The organism is Simiduia sp. 21SJ11W-1 (assembly GCF_024138675.1).
In the GTDB taxonomy this organism is placed as follows: domain Bacteria; phylum Pseudomonadota; class Gammaproteobacteria; order Pseudomonadales; family Cellvibrionaceae; genus Simiduia.
Genome location: NZ_CP090959.1, coordinates 1,771,078 through 1,789,729, shown reverse-complemented (window position 1 = coordinate 1,789,729; position 18,652 = coordinate 1,771,078). Strand labels below are relative to the sequence as shown.

At 54.5% G+C, this 18,652-nt stretch carries 17 protein-coding genes and 1 tRNA gene; 3 read left to right on the top strand and 15 right to left on the bottom strand.

Annotation, left to right across the window (positions count from 1 at the left end):
* Positions 1–13: 13 nt before the first annotated feature.
* The 10 genes from uvrC to L1F30_RS07830 all read right to left on the bottom strand — a co-directional run bounded on the left by uvrC (position 14) and on the right by L1F30_RS07830 (position 10,512).
* On the bottom strand, positions 14–1,762 hold the full coding sequence (uvrC, locus tag L1F30_RS07875) for an excinuclease ABC subunit UvrC (RefSeq protein WP_253361771.1): 1,749 nt from the start codon (positions 1,760–1,762) through the stop codon (positions 14–16).
* A gap of 247 nt (positions 1,763–2,009) precedes the next feature.
* Positions 2,010–2,663, bottom strand: a complete 654-nt coding sequence (locus L1F30_RS07870; protein ID WP_253361389.1) for a response regulator — start codon at positions 2,661–2,663, stop codon at positions 2,010–2,012.
* Positions 2,664–2,861: 198 nt separating this feature from the next.
* Positions 2,862–3,473 (bottom strand): alpha-ketoglutarate-dependent dioxygenase AlkB, encoded by a 612-nt coding sequence (locus L1F30_RS07865; RefSeq protein WP_253361387.1) that lies wholly within the window; start codon positions 3,471–3,473, stop codon positions 2,862–2,864.
* Positions 3,448–4,458 carry a UDP-N-acetylmuramate dehydrogenase gene (gene murB, locus L1F30_RS07860; protein ID WP_253361385.1) on the bottom strand — a complete coding sequence of 337 codons (1,011 nt, stop codon included), beginning with the start codon at positions 4,456–4,458 and terminating at the stop codon, positions 3,448–3,450. Before murB ends, L1F30_RS07865 begins: the two co-directional genes overlap by 26 nt.
* Positions 4,455–4,946 carry a low molecular weight protein-tyrosine-phosphatase gene (locus L1F30_RS07855; RefSeq protein ID WP_253361384.1) on the bottom strand — a complete coding sequence of 164 codons (492 nt, stop codon included), beginning with the start codon at positions 4,944–4,946 and terminating at the stop codon, positions 4,455–4,457. Before L1F30_RS07855 ends, murB begins: the two co-directional genes overlap by 4 nt.
* Before the next feature lie 31 nt (positions 4,947–4,977).
* On the bottom strand, positions 4,978–5,742 hold the full coding sequence (gene kdsB, locus L1F30_RS07850) for a 3-deoxy-manno-octulosonate cytidylyltransferase (RefSeq protein ID WP_253361382.1): 765 nt from the start codon (positions 5,740–5,742) through the stop codon (positions 4,978–4,980).
* Between the two features lie 48 nt (positions 5,743–5,790).
* Positions 5,791–6,819 (bottom strand): tetraacyldisaccharide 4'-kinase, encoded by a 1,029-nt coding sequence (gene lpxK / locus L1F30_RS07845; RefSeq protein ID WP_253361380.1) that lies wholly within the window; start codon positions 6,817–6,819, stop codon positions 5,791–5,793.
* 4 nt (positions 6,820–6,823) lie between these two features.
* Positions 6,824–7,261, bottom strand: coding sequence for a biopolymer transporter ExbD (locus L1F30_RS07840; RefSeq protein WP_253361378.1), 438 nt, complete (start codon positions 7,259–7,261; stop codon positions 6,824–6,826).
* 3 nt (positions 7,262–7,264) lie between these two features.
* Entirely contained in the window at positions 7,265–7,855 is a 591-nt protein-coding gene (locus tag L1F30_RS07835; RefSeq protein ID WP_371922661.1) for a MotA/TolQ/ExbB proton channel family protein, read from the bottom strand.
* Positions 7,856–7,986: 131 nt separating this feature from the next.
* Positions 7,987–10,512, bottom strand: a complete 2,526-nt coding sequence (locus tag L1F30_RS07830) for a DNA internalization-related competence protein ComEC/Rec2 (protein ID WP_253361374.1) — start codon at positions 10,510–10,512, stop codon at positions 7,987–7,989.
* 101 nt (positions 10,513–10,613) lie between these two features.
* Here L1F30_RS07830 and L1F30_RS07825 point away from each other — a divergent pair, with 101 nt between their 5' ends.
* Positions 10,614–11,075 carry a flavodoxin family protein gene (locus tag L1F30_RS07825; protein WP_253361372.1) on the top strand — a complete coding sequence of 154 codons (462 nt, stop codon included), beginning with the start codon at positions 10,614–10,616 and terminating at the stop codon, positions 11,073–11,075.
* A 415-nt stretch (positions 11,076–11,490) separates the two neighbouring features.
* Here L1F30_RS07825 and L1F30_RS07820 read toward each other — a convergent pair whose 3' ends face one another.
* The 3 genes from L1F30_RS07820 to arsS all read right to left on the bottom strand — a co-directional run bounded on the left by L1F30_RS07820 (position 11,491) and on the right by arsS (position 13,912).
* Positions 11,491–12,126 (bottom strand): TIGR04282 family arsenosugar biosynthesis glycosyltransferase, encoded by a 636-nt coding sequence (locus L1F30_RS07820; RefSeq protein WP_253361371.1) that lies wholly within the window; start codon positions 12,124–12,126, stop codon positions 11,491–11,493.
* 66 nt (positions 12,127–12,192) lie between these two features.
* Complete coding sequence (locus L1F30_RS07815) at positions 12,193–12,948, bottom strand: TIGR04283 family arsenosugar biosynthesis glycosyltransferase (protein WP_253361369.1); 756 nt, start codon at positions 12,946–12,948, stop codon at positions 12,193–12,195.
* Positions 12,932–13,912 carry an arsenosugar biosynthesis radical SAM (seleno)protein ArsS gene (gene arsS / locus L1F30_RS07810; protein WP_253361367.1) on the bottom strand — a complete coding sequence of 327 codons (981 nt, stop codon included), beginning with the start codon at positions 13,910–13,912 and terminating at the stop codon, positions 12,932–12,934. The genes L1F30_RS07815 and arsS overlap by 17 nt, the downstream gene beginning before the upstream one ends.
* Positions 13,913–13,991: 79 nt before the next feature.
* On the opposite strand from arsS, the gene L1F30_RS07805 reads away from it, so the two are divergent.
* Together L1F30_RS07805 and L1F30_RS07800 are read left to right on the top strand one after the other, a co-directional pair.
* Positions 13,992–14,068, top strand: a tRNA-Arg gene (locus L1F30_RS07805).
* Positions 14,069–14,088: 20 nt separating this feature from the next.
* Complete coding sequence (locus L1F30_RS07800; RefSeq protein ID WP_253361365.1) at positions 14,089–14,805, top strand: 16S rRNA (uracil(1498)-N(3))-methyltransferase; 717 nt, start codon at positions 14,089–14,091, stop codon at positions 14,803–14,805.
* Between the two features lie 28 nt (positions 14,806–14,833).
* Here L1F30_RS07800 and L1F30_RS07795 read toward each other — a convergent pair whose 3' ends face one another.
* Together L1F30_RS07795 and ald are read right to left on the bottom strand one after the other, a co-directional pair.
* Positions 14,834–17,197 (bottom strand): bifunctional diguanylate cyclase/phosphodiesterase, encoded by a 2,364-nt coding sequence (locus L1F30_RS07795; protein ID WP_253361363.1) that lies wholly within the window; start codon positions 17,195–17,197, stop codon positions 14,834–14,836.
* Positions 17,198–17,464: 267 nt separating this feature from the next.
* A complete protein-coding gene (gene ald / locus L1F30_RS07790) occupies positions 17,465–18,583 on the bottom strand; it encodes an alanine dehydrogenase (protein ID WP_253361361.1) in 1,119 nt (372 codons plus the stop codon).
* Positions 18,584–18,652 lie beyond the last annotated feature (69 nt).

Genomic DNA, 18,652 nt, shown 5'->3' with positions numbered 1-18,652 from the left:
GGGCAAGTTACCTTCAATGCAGGGCAGTGTAAATATCATCGGCCAGTTTTTTGCTGATTCCCGGCACTTTTGCCAATTGCGCTGCCGATGCACCGGCGATTTCCTGAAAGCCGCCGAAGTGCCTTAGCAGCTCTCTGCGCCGGCGCGGCCCAACCCCCGGAATTTCTTCCAGCTTAGAGACTCTGCGCGCCTTGTCACGGCGCTGCTTGTGGCCGGTGATGGCAAACCTGTGGGCCTCATCGCGAATAGCCTGAATGAGGTGTAATGCCGCGTGCTGGCCGTCTAGCGTGAACTCGCGGGTGCCGTCTATCAAGGTTTCAAAGCCCGCCTTGCGCGTGGTGCCCTTGGCAACCCCCAACAACCGCAACTGGGTAAGCCCGAGCTCTGCCATTACCTCGCGGGCAATGCCAAGCTGGCCTTTACCGCCATCCACTATTAATAAATCCGGCAATCGCCCACCCTCTTTCTGCACACGCTCATAGCGCCTGGTGAGCGCCTGAGACATAGCGGCGTAGTCGTCGCCGGGTGTGTGCCCTTCAATATTGAAGCGCCGGTAGTCGGACTTCAGCGGGCCATCGTGGTTAAACACAACACAGGAGGCCACGGTTTTTTCGCCACTGCTGTGGCTGATATCAAAACACTCCAGGCGCTCTGGCAACTCATCGAGTTTGAGCACGGCTTGTAACGCTTCAAAACGTTGGCGCAGGCTGGATTTGGCGGCGCGCTCGGAGGCCAGGTTTTGCGCCGCTGCCGTTTGTGCGAGGCCCTGCCAGCTTTGGCGGTAGGCCCGCACCTGCCAGCTGATCACAAGGCGGCGCCCGGCCGCACTGGCGATGGCCTGGGTTAACAGCTCATGGCCCTCTATTTCGAAGGGTACAATAATCTCGCGCGGGTAATCGCGGTCGCCGCCACCCAGGTACCACTGAGATACGAAAGAGCTGAGCAACTCTGCGTCACCCTCACCTAAATGATTTTTCAAATGGTAGCTCTTGCTGCCCTGAATCCGGCCCTGACGTACGAATAAAAAATGTACGCATACCTGGTCGCCATCAACGGCCAACCCAATCACATCCACATCGCCAGACTGATTATCAACGGTGGATTCCGCCTGCACACTGCGCAGCGCGCTGATTTGATCTCGCAGTTGGGCTGCGCGCTCGAAATTTAAAAGCTGTGATGCATGCTCCATTTGATCGGCCAGCGCGCCAATTAACTCTGCACTACTGCCCTTTAAAAAACGCTCGGCATTGGCAAGATCTGCCCGGTAATCCTCAGGCGTTATCAGGTTTACGCATGGGCCTGAACAGCGCTCAATCTGATACTGCAAACAGGGGCGCGAGCGGTTGGCAAACACTGAATCTTCACAGGTGCGCAGCTTAAACGCCTTCTGCAGGAAATTAATGCTTTCATGTACCGCACTGGCGCCAGGGAAAGGGCCAAAGTAGTCGCCTTTTTTGCGCTTGGCACCACGGTGAATGCTTATTTTTGGGTAATCATCGCGGCTGGATATAAAAATATACGGGTAGGATTTATCGTCGCGCAATAAAATATTGTACGGTGGCCGCTGCGCCTTGATCAGGCTTTGCTCAAGCAGCAACGCCTCTACTTCCGTTTCCGTAAGCGTGACCTGCATCGACTGAATGCGCTTAACCAATACCTCTGTTTTAAGCGACAAGCCCGTACCCCTAAAGTAGCTGGCCACCCTGCTTTTAAGATTTTTCGCTTTGCCCACATATAAGATGTGACCTGCATCATCAAACATTTGATACACGCCCGGGGTTTGCGGCAAAGTTTTCACGAAGCGCTTTGGGTCAAATGCTTGGCCACTTTGAACCTTAGCCTCTGGTTCTGTTGCGGCCAGTTCTGATTGGGGTTCGGTCATTACGTATTTTGCTCTATTGCCTGTATTCGGCCACTGCAAGGTTTGCTGGTTAGCAGATTTTGACACGAGTGAAACAGAAACAAAAACGCCCGGTTAACCGGGCGTTTGGAACACTGCGTGAGGCTAATTACACCACAGATTCCGGATCCAATACGTGGTGTTTTACGGCCATCAGGGTAAGCTCTACATCACTGCTGATATTGAGCTTTTCAAAAATCCGGTAGCGGTAGGTATTCACGGTTTTCGGACTTACGTTAAATGTAGCTGCAATATCTGTGGGCTTTTGGCCATTGGCAATCATCAGCGCCGTTTGCAGCTCCCGCTCAGATAGCAATTCAAAGGGCGACTGCTCTGCGCCCCGGCCACCAAAGTTTTTCATGGCCAACTGGCGGGCAATGTTATTGCTCATGTAGATCTCACCGCGCATCACCGTGTGCACAGCTTCTATCATTTCCTTGAGGTCGGCGCCCTTGGTGATGTAGCCGGCAGCACCGGCTTGCAGCAACCGCTGTGGGTAGAGATCGTCGTCGCAGGCGGTTACCGCCACAATGCGCACTTCAGGGTGCCAGTGCAGGAGTTTTTTGGTTGCCTCCAAGCCCCCCATACCGGGCATTTTAACGTCCATCAAAATAACGTTGGGGGCGAGCTCTTTGGTGAGCTTTATGGCCACTTCGCCACTTTCTGCCTCACCGATAACGTCGATCCCTTCTACATCCGACAACATGCGTACAATCCCCGTACGCACCAAATCATGGTCGTCGACTACCAGTATTTTGATCAAAAGTGAGTCCCCAAAGACTGTCACACTGTGCGTGTGGGTGTTTTTCTAATCCCTACTGATTTGCCGCTTAGATCCATTATTAAACCTTTTACAGGTTCATTTTTAAGGGCTTTTCATGGTTTGCTGACGGAATAATGTACCACCCGCCTGTAAAATTGACCAGCGAATGTGAGGCAGTTCGCGGCAATGAAATTCCGCTTAGTGATGGGCGGGGCGTGTCACCTGACGAAAGGTAAGGCTGATTCTGGCGCCACTGCGCGCCCTGCGTGGCAGGCTATGCTGCCAGTGGGTCTGCGTGCCTTCGCCCATCAACAAGAGCGACCCATGGGCCAAGCGCAAGCCGAAGCTTGGGCCTTGGCCTGCCCGGTGCCGAAAACGCAAGTCCCTTGGTGCGCCAAGGCTCACGCAGGCCACAACGGGCCGGGGGCCAAGCTCGGGCTCGTCGTCGGCATGCCAACCCATGGCGTCTGCGCCGGTGCGGTAATAGTTGGCCAGCACACTGTTGAAACCCGTACCAAGCGCTTGGTTTAGGCCCTGGCAAAGCTCGGCCAATTCAGGCGTCCAGGGGTGGGCACTGAAGGTTTTACCGGAATAGCGGTAGCGCAGGCCGGGCTCGCCATACCAGGCATTGAGCCTCGGAATTTTATGACTTTTGCCGTACACCCGGATCTCTGATTGCTCCCAGGCAAGGCTGGATTCCAACGCTTGATACAAAGACAGCGCCCGGGCTGCGCCCAGGTAGCTGGGGTGGTAGTAGAGATCTGCGCCGCTTAAGGCCAGATGCTCAGGGAAGAATTTGAGGTTCAACATGGAGCTGCACCCCAAACAGGTCGTTCACCTTTTGGGCTACCGTCTCAGCCAACGCCAGCACCTGGCTGCCATTGCACCGGCCCGGATTGGTCATCACCAGTGCTTGCTGGCTATGCATACCCACCCCATCGTAGAGCTGGCCCTTAAAACCGGCTTGCTCAATTAACCAGCCGGCGGCCAGCTTCACTTGCCCGTTGGGTTGCGCAAAGCTCACAAGGTTTGGCCAGCGGGCCTGAAGCTCTGCAGCCTTGCTGGCCGAAACTATGGGGTTGTGAAAGAAGCTGCCGCTATTGGGGATATCTTTCGGGTCTGGCAGTTTGGCGCGCCGAATGGCCGCCACGGTATCTGCCACGGCCTTTGGCGTTAACGGGCCCGCAACATGGGCGAGCTGGTTTTGCAGCCCCGGGTAGCTCAGCTGTGGCTCACCCTGCCTGGCAAGCCTTAAGGTAACAGACGTAATTACATAAGCACCAGGCTCACGCTTGAAGCGGCTTTGCCGGTAAGAAAACTCGCACATCTCGGGTGTGAATGTGTGGGCACTCAGATCATCTACCCGCACTAACTCAAGCCTATGGAAAATGGATTCCAGCTCAACGCCATAGGCGCCGATGTTTTGAATGGGGGCAGCCCCCACAGTGCCGGGAATAAGGTTCAGGTTTTCAACACCCCATAGATTTTGTGCCACACAAAAATCTACCAACGCCTGCCAGCGCACACCGGCACCGGCCGTCACCAGTACGGTATCTTGGGCATCTTGCAGGGTTATGCCGTCAATGGCCATGTGAATTACAAGGCCTGCAAGGTCGCCTTTGAAGACCACATTACTGCCGCCACCTAACACATACACAGGCCAGCGGTTGGCCTGGGCCAGCGCCAACGCTTCGCGCAAAGCCCGGGTAGACTCAACCACAACCAAGCGCTCGGCAACAGCGGGTGTTGCCATAGTGCAATAAGGCGCTAGATTAACCTTGGTTTGAATATTCACAGCGTGTGGCTACTTAAATCATGGGTGCGCAAATGGGCAATAAACCCACTTGCAGCTTGCTCAATTAAATCCAGCACCTGCTCGAAACCTGCTTCGCCCTCGTAGTAAGGGTCTGGCACTTCCGTTGTGCCGCAATTGGGCGCAAAAGCTAAAAACAGTTGCAGCTGGGCTTTACTGTTGGCGGGGTTAATGGCGCGCAGATCGGCAAGGTTTTGCTGATCCATGGCGAGAATGTAATCGAAGGTATTAAAATCTTCGGCCGTTACCTGCCGTGAGGCCTGGCTCGATAAATCGTAGCCGCGCCGCAACGCATGGGCTTGGCTACGGGCATCCGGTGCCTTGCCAACATGCCAGCCTGCGGTGCCGGCTGAATCTACCTGTACAACCGCAGCTAACCCTTCGGCCTTAAGCCTTTGTTGCAATACGCCTTCTGCGGTGGGCGAGCGGCAAATGTTGCCAAGGCACACCATCAATACTTTTATTTTCATCAATATACCTATTGAGCAACCAAAGCACGCCCTACCCTAACAACTTGCGCAACCGGGCAAGATCTTCAGGCGTATCTACGCCACCGGGTACCGGCTCGCAGGCCTCTGCCACATGAATGCGGTGGCCGAAATGCAAAACACGCAATTGCTCCAACGATTCAACTTGCTCAAGGGGCGCCTGCGGCCACTGCACAAACTGGTTTAACAGACCAACCTTATAGGCATAAATGCCAATATGGCGTGCAAAGGGTGCAGCCGGTAATTCACCGTGAAAATCTGTGCCGCGGGCGGCAAAGGCATCGCGCGCCCAAGGCATTGGCGCGCGGCTGAAATACAGCGCCAGGCCTTCGTGATCAGCCACAACTTTTACAACATTGGGGTTGAATAAATCCTCGGGCTTTACAATAGCTTCACACAGTGTTGCTACAGATGCCGCTTTCGCATTGGCCAAATTACTTGCCACCTGATCGATAACCGCTGGCGGAATTAACGGCTCATCACCCTGCACGTTTACCACTATGTCGCTATCTGCAAGTTTTAGCTGCTGCGCCACTTCCTGCAGCCTGTCTGTACCTGAGGCGTGGTCTACACGGGTCATGCACACGGCAATGCCTTTGGCCTGCAAATGTTCGCGTATGCGCTCGTCGTCTGTGGCAACCACCACGCGTTGAGCGCCGCTTAAACTTGCCGCAGCAACCACCCGCTCAATCATGGTTTTACCGCCAATATCAGCCAGCGGCTTACCGGGTAGCCGGCTGGAGCCAAAGCGGGCAGGAATAATAACTGTGTAACTCATAGTAAATGTTTACCTAAAATTTGGCCCAACGTATAAAAAATTTATTGCTTAATCAGCAATGGGATTTTCAAGGGCATTCAGCAATGCCGTAAGCTGCGCTTTGATATCACGGCTAAATGTTGGCGCCACCTTGATAAACCACCAGTTCGCGCCGGCAAACCGATGGCATTTTACGGCGTCTTTTTCGGTCATCAACACGGCTTTTTCCGTAAAAGCCTGCAGCTCTTGCTCAGTGTAGGCGTGATGATCTGGAAAACTGTGCGGCGTATAACGCAAATTTAGCTCATCTAACGTGTGATAAAAACGCGCCGGGTTGCCAATTCCACAAAGGGCTGCCCAGTGACAATCGGGCAATTCACCAATGGGCCGCCGCTCACCTGTGGCCACATTTACGGCCTCGTGGGCTTTTAGGGTCATGGTGATACTTTGGTGCGCCCAGGGCTGTAAACTCGGGTGCAGCGGGCCTGCGGCGTTAATCACAAGTAAATCTGCTTCGCCTAAACGTGCAGGTGTTTCACGCAGGGGGCCTGCCGGTAACAACCGGCCATTACCCAGGCCCCGGCTGCCGTCTAGCACAATAATTTCCAGATCTCTGTGGAGCCGGTAATGCTGCAGGCCATCGTCGCTCAATATGACATTACAATTGGCCTGGCTTAACAAATGCTGCACGGCAAGGGGGCGATCAGGCGCCACCACCAAAGGCAAGCCCGTGCGCTCATACAACATTTTGGGTTCATCGCCCGAGGCTTGTGCCGATGTATTGGATGACACCAAAAGCGGGAATGGCCCCTGCCCACCGTAGCCACGGCTGACAATGCCCGGGCGCCAACCGGCTTGTTGCAGCGACTGCGCCAGCGCTTCAATGAGTGGCGTTTTGCCGGTACCGCCCACGGAAATATTGCCCACAATGATCACGGGCACGCCTGCAACTGCGTGCGCCTGGGCCTGGGCCTGCTGGCGCCTGCGCCTGATTGCGGCAACAGCCCGCAACAACACACTCAATGGCCATAGCAAAGGCAGCGTCACCCAAGAGCGCCAACCACCCTCGTACCAGGCCTTGAGCATAAAGGCCTGCATCGTATCAGTCTTCCTGCACTTCTGGGCGACGGGTGGTAAGGCTCAGGTGCACAAAGCCCAGCTGACCTGCGGCATCCATGGCGGTTACCACGGCCTGGTGCGGGGTTGCCGCATCGGCGGTGATAATCAACGGCGTTTCATTCGCCTCGCCTTCAAGTGATTGCAGCGCACGCAATAAGGTGGGCAGTTTTTTATCCACCAATGTTTGGCCATTGATGGCATAGCTGCCGTCTGCATGAATCAGAATTTCAACTTGCTGCGGCAACTCCTGGGCTGATTCACCTTTGGCTTCCGGCAAATCAATGGACAAATGGGTTTCTTTGGTAAAGGTGGTAGACACCATAAAAAAGATCAGCAGCAAAAACACCACGTCGATAAGGGGTGTTAGGTTAACTGCCTCTTCTTCGCGGCGCGAGCGGCGAAACTGTACGGCGTTGCTCATTTATTAACCCTTGCCTTCCACACGGCGATCGCTGTGCAGGGCATCCACAAGCTTAATAGACTCCTGCTCCATAATAACGATGAGCGAATCTACTTTACGCACGAAAAACCGGTGCGCAATCATCGCGGGAATCGCCACACACAAACCTGCAGCCGTGGTAATCAAGGCCTGTGAAATACCACCGGCCAATGCACCGGCGTTACCCGTGCCCTGCTCGGTGATGGTGGTGAATACATCAATCATGCCGATGACGGTACCCAGTAGCCCCAACAATGGGGCAACGGCGGCGATAGTGGCCAGTGCGCCGAGGTATTGCTCCAGGGTGTGCACCACTTCGCCGGCAGCCTCTTGAATTGAGTCGCGCATAATGTCGCGGCCGTGGCGTGAATTGCTAAGCCCTGCAGCCAGAATTCTGCCCAACTGGGAAGACTGCTTTAGCTCTTTGATCTTGGTCGCATCGAGCTGGTTATTTTTTATCCAACCCCAAACCTGCGACAACAAATGCCGTGGTGCGATTTTCTTCGCATCCAGTGTCCAGAACCGCTCCAGGGTGATACCCACAACGGCCATGGAACAAATCAAAATAGGCCACATCAGCCAACCACCGGACAAGAAAATCTCGATCACTTCACACTCCTAAGCTCTTGCCTTGCAAGGGATAATTGCCATTGAGCGGACACCGCCGCCAAATTGCCCGTCACTCTACCACAAGGTTTTAAGGCTGTTTAGCGGTGATGCCAGAACCGGCGCTGATAATTGCGCCAGGTGCGAAAGCCACCGGGCTCTCCCGCTTGCCAGTGATACTCAATGGCACCACTGGTGGCGGTGTTGAGCAGCATGGCCCCGTAGAGCTGGGCGCGCGCCACCACATCCTCATGGGGGTGCCCATAGCGATTGCGATAACCTGCGCTTACGATCACATGGGAGGGTTGAAACATGCCCAGCAGGCCAAAGCTTGATGAGCTTTTGCTGCCATGGTGGGGGGCCACAAGTAGCTGCAGCCCGCCTGCATTGTGAGCGGGCAAATTGAGGCTAAGCTCGGCTGATTTATCAATATCGCCAGGTATCAACACCGAAAGCCCGGGCAGCACCAGCAACACCACACATGAGGCATTATTGCCACCGCCCTGTAATTGCGAAACAGGCCGCGGCAAGGCGCTTAGGGTAAACAGCCCTGAGGCTCCGGCCCAGCGCTTGCCATGGCAAGCACCAAGCTCGCCTGCAAAGGCAGTTGTACGCGCGTTTTGAGCATTGCGCGCACGGGCCATGTGACCTGCAGGCCATGCACCGGTGTTTGGCTGCGTCATGGCGCCTAAGCCAAACCCTTCAAGCGGTTCGCCAAACCAAAGGGTATCTACCTTCAATTGTGAAATCAGTGTTTGCACCCCGCTTGCGTGGTCGGCATCGCCGTGGCTCACAATCAACAGGTCTAACCGGTTAATACCGCGCGCAACCAGGTAGGGCAATAAAATATGTTCAGCAGCGTTAGTGTGATTGCCCAGCGGCGGCCCGGTGTCGTACAAAATCACACGGCCATCTATTTCCATTAACACGGCAAGCCCCTGCCCCACATCAAACACGGTAATGCGCTGGCGGGCTGGGTGACTCAACGCTAAAAATCCGGTATGCAACAGGCTTGCAAAGGCAAGGCACACCAAACAGGCAATGCGCACTCGTACAGGCAGCGGCACAAACAGCAAGGCCACCGCAAAAAACACCAGCAACCACACAAAGGCCGGCAAACTGACAACCAGCCAGCCCCACGCGCGGGCAATAGCTGCCAGGGCCGCCAAAACCGCCAGCAAACTCTCGATACTTGCGGCACACACCGAGACTAAAAATTCAGACACCAGCGGCAGCCACTGCAACACAAACGCCAACAACACAACGGGCACAGTGATTAATGTCACCCAAGGTATGGCAATACTATTGGCCACCACACTCGTTGAACTCACCCCCTGCCAAAATAAAATGGTTAACGGAATCAGCCCCAAAAATACCCACCATTGCGGCAAAAACCAGCCGCTGATTTTCCCCACCCAATGGTGACTTTGGTTGTGGCGAGCATCCAGGCGCATCATCAACGCCCATACCGCACCAAATGATAAATACAGCCCGGCATCGGCCGCTTGCAGCGGATTTATCAGCAGCACCAAGGCGAGCGCTACCAGCCACACATCCAGCAGGGCCCAGTAGCGGGCCACCCATTGCGCGATATACACCAAACACACCATGATCAACGCGCGCTGCGTGGGTAGCGCAAAGCCACTCAAACCTGCATAGCCACCGGCGCAAATCACAGACACCACAGCCGCCAGTAAGCGCCCGTTTATCACCGTGTAAAAAGACGCGGAAAAAAGCGCGACACAAAGCGCAAAGAGCAGCCGCCCAAGGCCATACCCCACCAGCGCCATCATGCCCACATGCAAGCCGGATATGGCAAGCAAGTGGCCGGTACCCGTGTGGGTAAGTAGCGTGCGGGTGTTTTCACTTAAGCCCTGCCGGCTACCAATAGAGAGCGCTGCCATCACCGCCACCACTTCAGGGTCGGCTACCCACCGGGTTAATTTTTCTCGCCAGGCCGCACGCAGCACATCAACAGAGAAGCCTGGCCGTGCATCAGGCAGCGGCACCAACTGCCGTACAATGCCCGTTGCCATCACGCCTTGGCGCAGTAACCTCAATTGATAATCCTGACTCGCCGGATTGATCAGCCCACGCGGGCGTTTCAGCACAACCTCAAGGCTTAAATGCTGCCCGGCTTTTATATTTTGTGGCTTGGGTAAGCCTTCGCTTTCATACAAATACAGCTGCACGCGCTCGCCCTGCACTGCGTGAGGTTTACACTGAGTGGCCAACTGCTGATTTTGGCCTAACCCTTTGATATTTTTTACACGCAGCTGAAAGCTTACAAAGGGTACCCGGCCCATTTGCTGATTGGGTAAATCAACCACCTGCCCTTCAATACGAAACGCCTGCTGATCACAAGCGGCTGGCAATTGCGACTGCACTATGTGCGCACCATGCAACTGCGCAGCACTCACCCCTGCCAGTGCGGCAAACAGCCCCTGCAAAATGCCCCGCCTGATTGCGGGCGCAGGCCGAACTTTCGTCAAATTGAAAAAAATAAGTGAGGGCCATAAAAGGGCTGCAAGTGCCAAGCACCAGGCTGCTATTAGCCAACTGCCAGGCAATAAATCCGGCCACAGGCAAAGGCTGCCAAGGCTCAGGCTGAAAACCAGCAAAGACATGCGCATAACGATCCTTGTTTCAACGCATAGGGGGAAGTAAGCTCAACTATAGCGGCCCTGACCGGCGGCGTCACCTCGCGAATCAATCAGGCCTTTATTGAATGTCTGCCAAGCACCTGCTCATTGTTTACCACACCCAGTCTGGCAACACAGGCCAGCTTGCAGAGGCGGCTTTTCGCGGTGCCCAGGAAGAAGCCGGCTGCAGCGTGAAACTGCAAACAGCCTTCGATTCAACCCTTGAAGATTTACTCTGGTGTGATGGGGTGCTGTTTGGCACGCCAGAAAATTTTGGGTATATGAGTGGCGCACTAAAGGATTTTTTTGACCGTACTTTCTACCCGGCAGAGCCTTACGCGCTCAACAAACCCTACGGCGTGTTTATCTCCGCCGGTAACGATGGCACAGGGGCGGTGCGTGAAATAGATCGCATTGCCAAAGGCTACCCCCTCACCCGGGTAGCTGCGCCGCTTATTTGCCGCGGCGAAATTACGCCGGCACATCTAGCCGATGCCCATGAGCTTGGGCTCACGATGGCAGCAGGCTTGGTGATGGGGATTTTCTAAGGGCGTGCACCCAGCCCTCAATCGCGGCTCACAGCCCGCCGAACGACGGAAGCCTGGGCGCGAGGCGGGGAATTTAAGCGCAAAACGGGCAAGGTCTGCCGGATCAAAAATCAAAACCTGGCTTTACCGATAATTGCAATTGCAAAAGCGGGTAACAAACTTGAACAAATAATCAGCTCTGACTGTCAGTTTTCCCCAATTCTTGTGGATAACTCTGTGCATACTCCTTGGGCAGATGCCGCTATACGCGGTAAATACTGGGCGCCCTACAACTTGACGAAAAAGTAGGCACCCCAACATAACCCTTTACTTTCAATAACTTACACTATTTACCTAGATTAAAACCTGAACATTGGCGAAAGCCCTGCCCAAAGATTGAGCAAAAAATGATGGTGTGCATAAAGGTAACGCACACTTAACGCTCAAATTGGCTCCAAGGCGCCAAAGCCGACCAATTTTCAAGCAAAACCAAGTCTTCGGGCCTGTCGATGTCGTCGAGAGTTGGCAGGTGGTGCACGTGCAAATTCAAGTGTTTTGCCCGTGCCAGCGTCTGCGCCAGCACCTTGTCTGACCCCCAATGGACATCACCAAACACCGCCTGAGGCTCGCGCATACCAATCAACACATAACCACCATCAGCGGCCGGGCCAACCACCAAGGGCGCGCCACCTTCCAGGGCCTCGGCTGCCTTATTGAGGTAATCCGAGCCGAGCCCGGGGCAATCGCTGCCGATAATCAGCACGCAGCCAGCACCCTGGTCTTTACCCCAGCGAACCGCGGCCGCCATACGCGCGCCTAAATCCCCCTCAGGCTGTGCCCACAAGGGCGCTTGAAATCGGCCCCAATGGGCATCTTCTGGATCAGTAACCGCCAGACAATGCCCCCAACCGGGCTTCGCTGCACTCCAACGTTGGACGGTTTCAAAGCTGTGCGCCAACAGTGCTTGATGCAACGCACAACTTTGCGCGGTTGTTAACACTGGCTGCATGCGCGTTTTCACATGCCCGGCCCTCGGCAACTTGGCAAACTGAATAATTATCCCGCGGGGCATAACCTGGGCCTTAATAATTGTGTGTTTTTGGGTGGGCGCGTTGCAGGCGCTTAATGGCCTGCATGATCATTTAACTTTTTGATGTTGGCGGGGTGAAAGGCCAGGCTGTTGCGCCTCGAAACTGTGATTTGGGTAATAGCGGGCCGCCAAAACATCGCCGGGAGTGCCGGCCCAGTAGCGCAGCCTTAACCACCACATCTGTACCATGGTGCGCAACCAGCCCCGTGCGAGCCAACGCCGGGCATCGGTTATCAAGGGGCCTGTTAATTGTAGCGGGCGCGCCTGCTTGGCCAGCAGATCGCTCAATGCAATATCTTCCATCAGGCGCAATTCAGAAAAGCCGCCGCAGCCTGTGAACACCTTCCGGTTGACCCACATACCCTGATCGCCGGTAGCAATGCCCGTGGTGCGCGAACGCAAATTCATGAAGCTTGCGACGCATTCAAGCGCCAGATGCAAAGGCCGAATTTGCACCTTAAAAAAGCCCCACACCTGATCTGGCGAATTTTTCAGCTGCACAAGCAATTGCGCAATACAGTGGGCAGCGTTGCCACTGTCTGCGTGCAAAAACAAAAGCCAAGGCGATGTGGCGACGGCGGCACCTGCATTCATTTGCAAGCCACGCCCGGGGGCAGATTGGATTAACGCGTCGCACAGAGAGGAAAGCGCCGGCATACGGCTATCGCTACCCTCGCCGTCTACCACAATAATCTCTACGGCGCTTTGGCGGCTCACTTGCAGTGACTCAAGTAACGCCAATAAGCGCCCACCTTCGCGGTAGGTGGGTATAACAACGCTCAACAGATTATTCGAGCGCGCCACCACAGCTGCTCCCTTGGCCCGCAGTACACCCATAGCAGTGCTCGGCAACCACTATGGGCCAGCCTTCAATGTCTTGCGCCAGCAGTGTTGTCAGGTGCAGCCTTGCGTTATCCGTTGCAATGGTTTCGGCCGCATGATTGATCATTGGCATTTCAAGCATTTGGTTAAAATCGCAGTCGTACACATGGCCCTGCCAGTCAATACTGATTAACCCTTTACACATTACGTTGTGAAGGTTGGCTTGGCTGTAGTTGTTTTTTAGCAGCTGCAAATAATCATCAAAATTGCCCTTTGATTGCAAAACGCTGCCAAAGCGGCTGATTGGCATATTGGTAATGGTTAATAATTCATCAAACACAATACCGTGGCGCTCCCCTAATTCGCGCTTGTAATCTGCCTGTAAAGCGGCTTGCGGTGGCGGTAAAAAAGCGCCATTGGGGTTATACACCAAGTCAAGCTTTAGCGCGCCGCCGGTTCCATAACCGAGTGCATTCAATTGCACTAAGGCTTCAACAGATTGCTCATACACCCCTTTGCCGCGCTGCTCTGCCACATTTTTTGCCTCATAGCACGGCAAACTTGCCACCACATGCACCTGATGGGTGGCTAAAAATTGCGCCATATCTTCAAAGCCAGGCTCTAGCAAAATAGTGAGATTACACCTGTCTATAAGGCTGATACCGTGGCCACGCAGCGTTTCTACCAGGTAGCGAAAATGCGGGTTCATTTCTGGCGCACCGCCGGTCACATCCACACAGCTCACACCGCGCGCCAAGGCAAACTCGATCACCATATCAATGGTTTCACGATCCATCAGCTCTGTGCGCCTGGGCCCTGCATTTACGTGGCAGTGGGTGCAACTTAAATTACACAGGTAGCCAAGATTAACCTGCAGCGTATGCAGGCGCCCGCGGGTGATGGCCGGAAAATCTGTAGGTGTAAGTAAATGCTTGGTATCTAACATGGGTTTTATTGGGTTCCTTGCATGGGCCAACGCACACGGCGATTGCACCCTACCTGAATATCATTACAATTGGCGCCGAGTCCCCGTAGCTCAGCTGGATAGAGCAGCCGCCTCCTAAGCGGCAGGTCGGACGTTCGAATCGTCTCGGGGACGCCACTTTCCACCTGCACTCACCTATGAATCTATTACTGCTCGATACTGAGGATTTTACCGGATCAGATCAAGCCGTTTTAACCGGCCGCCGCGCGAAGCACCTGTTTGAGGTTCACAAAGCTCAAGCCGGCGATCAACTTCGGGTGGGGCTGATTGATGGATGCATGGGCCAGGCCATTGTTACGCACGCCAGCGAAACCCGGGCCACACTTGAAGCCATAGCACTCACCGAGCAACCCCCGGCCCCATTACCCGTCAGCCTTTTACTTTCACTGCCCCGCCCTAAAATGTTACGGCGTATTTTGCAAACCGCGAGCGCTATGGGAGTGAAGCACATCACCCTGATTAATGGCGCAAGGGTTGAAAAAAGCTTTTGGCAAACCCCGTTTTTGCAGCCCCAGGCCATCCGCGAGCAACTGGTACTGGGGCTGGAGCAAGCTAAAGATACCCGGCTGCCCACCGTGGAGTTCGCCAAACGCTTTAAACCCTTTGTGGAAGATGAGTTGGCCGGCAGGGTTACAGGCTGTCAAAACTATGTAGCCCACCCCTATCAGGCAACCCCTTGCCCAACAGGTGTAACCCGCGCAAAGCACTGCCACTTGGCCGTTGGGCCTGAAGGCGGTTACGTTGAATTTGAAGTTAAAAAACTGCAGGAAATCGGTTTTCAGGCAATCAGCCTTGGGCCCAGAATTTTACGGGTAGAAACTGCACTACCGGTATTACTTAGCAAGCTGTTTTAGCGAATTTCAGGTAACGCCTGCGCAACATTCAGTGAGCTTTAGCCGCAGGCTTTTGCAGCCACTGCTCGAACTGATCAAAGGCGATAGCGGGGCTGGATAAATACCCTTGATAGAAGTGGCAACCGTATTGTTTTAATAAATCAAGCTGCGGTTGCTCTTCAACACCTTCTGCTACAACATCCATTCCCAACAGGCTGCCCATGGTAACGATGGTTTCAACCAACACACGGTCGTTCTGATCGTCCACAATGTCACGCACAAAACTGCGATCAATTTTGAGGGTGGAAACCGGCAGGGATTTCAAATAGCTGATAGAAGAATAACCGGTACCAAAGTCATCAAGAGAGAAACTGACCCCCATGGCCGCCAAGCGCCCCATGGTGGTAATGGTTTCATCAATGCTTTGAATAACCACGCCCTCGGTAATCTCCATATCAAGAGACTCTTTAGGCAGATCGTAACGCTCAATAATTTCGGTGACATCCTGCACGAAGGTTTTGCGCTTGAATTGGCGCGGGCTGATATTAACACTCAGCCGCATACCGGGCTTCCAAAGCCCTGCTTCATGCCATGCCACCAGGCTTTTGCAGGCTTGTTCCAGCACCCACTCACCCACGCCCACAATCAGGCCAGAGGCCTCAAGTACGGGAATGAAATCCGCAGGTGAAATGAAGCCTTTATCGGGGTGCTGCCAGCGCAACAACGCCTCTGCGCCAATGGTTTCCAGTGTTTCGCAATCAATTTTGGGCTGGTAATAGAGCTCAAATTGCTCAAGCTCAAGCGCGCGGTGAAGATCGCCCTCCATTAACAGCTGCTGGCTTACCTTATCGGCCATTTCAGTGTTGAAGAACTCTATGGCGTCTCGCCCGCGCTCTTTAACCTGGTACATGGCGGTATCTGCGTAGCGAATCAGCTCGTGCACACTGCTTTCGTTATCGGGGTATACCACAATGCCCACACTGCCGCTCACCCGCAGCTCCATTTCATCGTACAGGTAGGGCTCGGATATGCGCTGGCGAATTTTTTCACCCACTTCGGCTGCACGGAATGCGGCAGCGGAAATATCTTGATCCAAAACTGTGAGCACAACCACAAACTCATCACCACTTAAGCGTGCAACCAGGTCTTCTTCGCGCACCGCTTTAACCAGCCTGTCTGCCACTTGTATCAGCACTTCATCCCCCACTGGGTGTCCGAGGGAGTCGTTAATGGTTTTGAAGTGATCCAAGTCTATAAACAGCAGCGCGCCGTGGTAACCGTGCCGCCTGGCCCTGCGCAGCTCGTGCTCCAAGCGCTCTACCAAATGCACGCGGTTTGGCAAATTGGTGAGGGCATCGTGATAGGCCATAAACTCCATTTTAAATTGTGCCTGCTTGCGCTCGGAAATATCGGTAGATACCACCAGCGCCACGCGCTCATCGTAAAATTCCATGGGCATGATGTGGGTTTGCAGATACACCTGCTTGCCATCGGCCGAGCGGAAGTTTTCTTCCATTACTTCGCTGGCCACCTCGCCCTCGATCACATGGCGATCAATCTCAGACAGACGCGCCACATCGTTGAGGTAAAAGGGAAGCAAATCGCTTACATGGCAATTTTGCATTTCAGCGGTGGTTTTACCCACAAAATTTGCCAGCGCTTTGTTGGCAAAAATGTAGTTGCCGTCGCGATTGCGGGCGCCCACCATCACCGGTAGGTTGTCGATAATCTGCCGGATGTGCTCTTCACTGCGCCGCAAAGCTAATTCCACGGCGCGTCGCTTGGCGAGCGAGAGCTCCATTAAATCGAGCAGCTTGTTAGTGGTTGAAACCAGCTGGCCCAGCTCATCGTCTTTGTGATCAGCCACATATTCAATGCGCGATGTGCCGGGCTTATCAAGATCGATACTGCTCATTTGCCGTACCAGGCGAATCAAAGGCCGGGTGAGCATCACGTGAAAGGCAAAAAACAGCAGTATCACAAGGAATGCATTGCGCAACATGCCCGCGCCCAAAATCAGCCCGGAGCGCTCAAAGAACGGGGCTAAGGCGACATCTACATCCACGGTGAAACGGATGGTGCCAGCCACGGCGTCGCCGTACCCCGGAATGGTCAAGCGCGCAACGTATGAGCGACTATCTTCTGCAATAAAGCGGGTAATCCAACGGGTGGAGGTGGCCGGGCGCGGCTCGCTCCCGGAGGCCAGCACACTGCCGAGCTCGTCGGAAATGGTAACTTCGTAAATAAAATCGTAGGCCAAAAGCCCGTTTACCACCTCAAGCGATAGGTCATCATCCAAGGTGTGCACCGCGCGGGCAGCCGGTGGCGTGGTGACTTCAATGACGCGGTTAATGAGGTTTTCCAGGTCTTCCTCATTGCCTTTCAAATCCAGGTACAACTGAATCGAGCTCATGGCCAAGCCCAAACAAAAGGCAAGCACAACCCCAACCTTAGCCAGGCGGAATGAGATCCCTTTGAAGGAGTGGTCTACCAGAGGGGTATTCACAATAGGCGTTCTTATTGTCCTGAACCGAATTTTCCCTGGGCAATATGCCCGGTGCTTATAAGAGTAGTCGCCTAACGCCTTGCTGACAAAGGATTCCCACCTTGCAGGCAAAAAAAAGCCGCCTGTTTAGGCGGCCGCGAAATTTTCGCTAAGGTCTCACAGATTGATCGATAATCAGGCGCCCAGGGCTTCTTTGGGCTCCACAAAGGCGTAGCCCAGTACATCTGCTACGGCCTTATAGGTGATTTTGCCAGCGTGCACGTTCAGGCCATTCATCAGGTGGGCATCGTCCAGCACAGCCTGCTTGGCACCTTTGTTAGCCAGCGCCACGGCAAACGGCAAGGTGGCGTTGGTGAGTGCAATGGTAGAAGTACGGGCCACGCCGCCTGGCATGTTGGCTACACAGTAGTGCACTACGTCATCAACGACATAGGTAGGCTCTTGGTGGGTAGTCGCCTTGGAGGTTTCAAAGCAACCGCCCTGGTCAATGGCCACATCCACTACCACCGCGCCCTTCTTCATGCGGCTGATAATGTCGCGCGTTAACAACTTGGGCGCCGCAGCACCGGGAATCAGTACCGCACCTACCACCAGATCGGCCTCAATGGCATATTGCTCTACGGCGTCTGCGGTGGAGTAAACAGTGCGCAAGCGGCCGTCAAATTCGGTATCCAGTTGACGCAAACGGGGCAAGGAGCGATCCAGAATGGTCACGTCTGCACCCATACCCACAGCCATGCGCGCAGCCTGGGTACCCACAACACCACCACCAATCACCAACACTTTGGCAGGTGCTACACCGGGCACGCCGCCCAGCAACGCACCCAGGCCGCCCTGGGCCTTCTCCAAGTGGTGGGCACCGGCCTGGATAGACATGCGGCCCGCCACTTCAGACATGGGCGCCAACAGAGGCAAGCCACCACGGGCATCGGTTACGGTTTCATAGGCAATAGCGGTACAGCCAGAGGCCACCAGCAATTCGGTTTGCTGTGGATCGGGCGCCAAGTGCAGGTAAGTGAACAGCAGCTGGCCTTCGCGCAGCATGCGGCACTCGTTTGGCTGGGGCTCTTTAACTTTGATGATCATGTCGGCTGTGGCGAAGATCTCTTCGGCCGAATCGATAATGCGTGCACCGGCTGCAATGTACTGGTCGTTCTCAAAACCAATAGCCGCACCGCCGTTGTTTTCAACCACCACCTCGTGGCCATTCATCACCAGCTCTTTTACGCCCGCAGGGGTTAAGCCGATGCGGTATTCGTGGTTTTTAATCTCTTTAGGTACACCGATTAACATAAATCACCTCAGTCTCTCGCCGGGCCACTATGGCTGGCCTTATGTGGTTATCGATGGGGCGAAGTATAG